1 protein-coding gene is annotated in these 1,393 nt (G+C 72.6%); it reads left to right on the top strand.

Going from position 1 to position 1,393, the window contains the following annotated elements:
- Nucleotides 1–15: 15 nt before the first annotated feature.
- On the top strand, nt 16–1,393 hold a 1,378-nt coding region (locus K6I34_RS36980; protein ID WP_229332392.1), incomplete at its 3' end, for a cytochrome P450.

Below are 1,393 nucleotides of genomic sequence, written 5' to 3'. Positions count from 1 at the left end.
CCGTACAGCCGTGTGATGCCGCCCCAGTGCCCCGCGGCCCACGGTCCGGGCGGCATCACACGGCTGTACGGCACCGAGGCCGAGCGCGACCCCATGGGGCTGTACGAGCGGCTCCGCAAGGAGCACGGCCAGGTGGCGCCCGTACTGCTGCACGGCGACCTCCCCGCCTGGCTCGTCCTCGGCTACCGCGAGAACCTCGAGGTGGCCCGTACGCCGTCGCGGTTCTCCCGTGACTCCCGGCTGTGGCGGGAGGCCCGCGAGGGCAGGCTGACGCCCACGCACCCGCTCGCGCCGATCGCCACCTACCAGTCGGTCTGCGTCTTCGCCGACGGACAGCAGCACGAGCGCTGGCGCGGCGCGGTCAACGACAGCATCGGGCGCTTCGACAAGCGCGGCATCCGGCGGAACGTCACCCGCTTCTCCAACGAACTGGTGGACCGGTTCTGCGCCACGGGCCGCGCCGACCTCGTCCACCAGTTCGCCGATCAGCTGCCGATGATGGCGATGACGCTGCTGCTCGGCATGCCCGAGGAGTACGGCCCCCGGCTGGTCGACGCCGCCCGGGACATGATCAAGGGCTCGGCGACGGCGGTCGAGAGCAACGCGTACGTCCAGGAGACGCTCCGCAAGCTGGTGGCGCGCAAGCACCTGGAGCCCGGCGCGGACTTCACCAGCTGGCTGCTGGAGCACCCCGCCGGGCTCACCGACGACGAGGTGCAGCAGCATCTGCGGCTGGTGCTGATCGCGGCGTACGAGACCACGGCGAACCTCATCGCGAACACGCTCAAGATGGTGCTCACCGACGTCCGCTTCCGGGCCTCGCTCGCGGGCGGGCACATGACGCTGCCGGACGCGGTCGAGCAGGTGCTGTGGGACGAGCCGCCGTTCATCACGATCCTGGGCCGCTGGGCGACGCAGGACACCGAGCTCGCCGGGCAGCAGGTCAAGGAGGGGGACGCCCTGGTGCTGGGGCTGGCCGCCGCCAACATGGACACGGTCATCCGCCCCGACCCCGACGTCCCCATCCACGGCAACCGCTCCCATCTGGCCTTCAGCGGCGGCCAGCACGAGTGCCCCGGCCAGGACGTCGGCCGGGCGATCGCGGACTCGGGCATCGACGCCCTGCTGCTGCGCCTGCCCGACCTCACGATGGCGGTGGAGGAGTCCGAGCTGAAGTACCACTCCGTGCTGATGTCCCGTCATCTGCTGGAGCTGCCGGTGAAGTTCACGGCCCGGCAGCCGTCCCTGCCGGATGCCGCGCGGCCCGGTCCGGTGGTGCCGGACCGGGCCGACGCTCAGCCGGCGCAGCCGGAGGCCACCCCCGCTCCCCCGGTCCACGCCCCGCGCTCCCGCGGCTCATGGTGGTGGCGGTCGCTCCGGCGCCTGCTGGGGC

The organism is Streptomyces sp. UNOC14_S4 (assembly GCF_020740835.1).
In the GTDB taxonomy this organism is placed as follows: Bacteria; Actinomycetota; Actinomycetes; order Streptomycetales; family Streptomycetaceae; genus Streptomyces.
The sequence above is the reverse complement of the archived record's forward strand: the minus strand, read 5'-3'. Positions and strand labels throughout refer to the sequence as shown.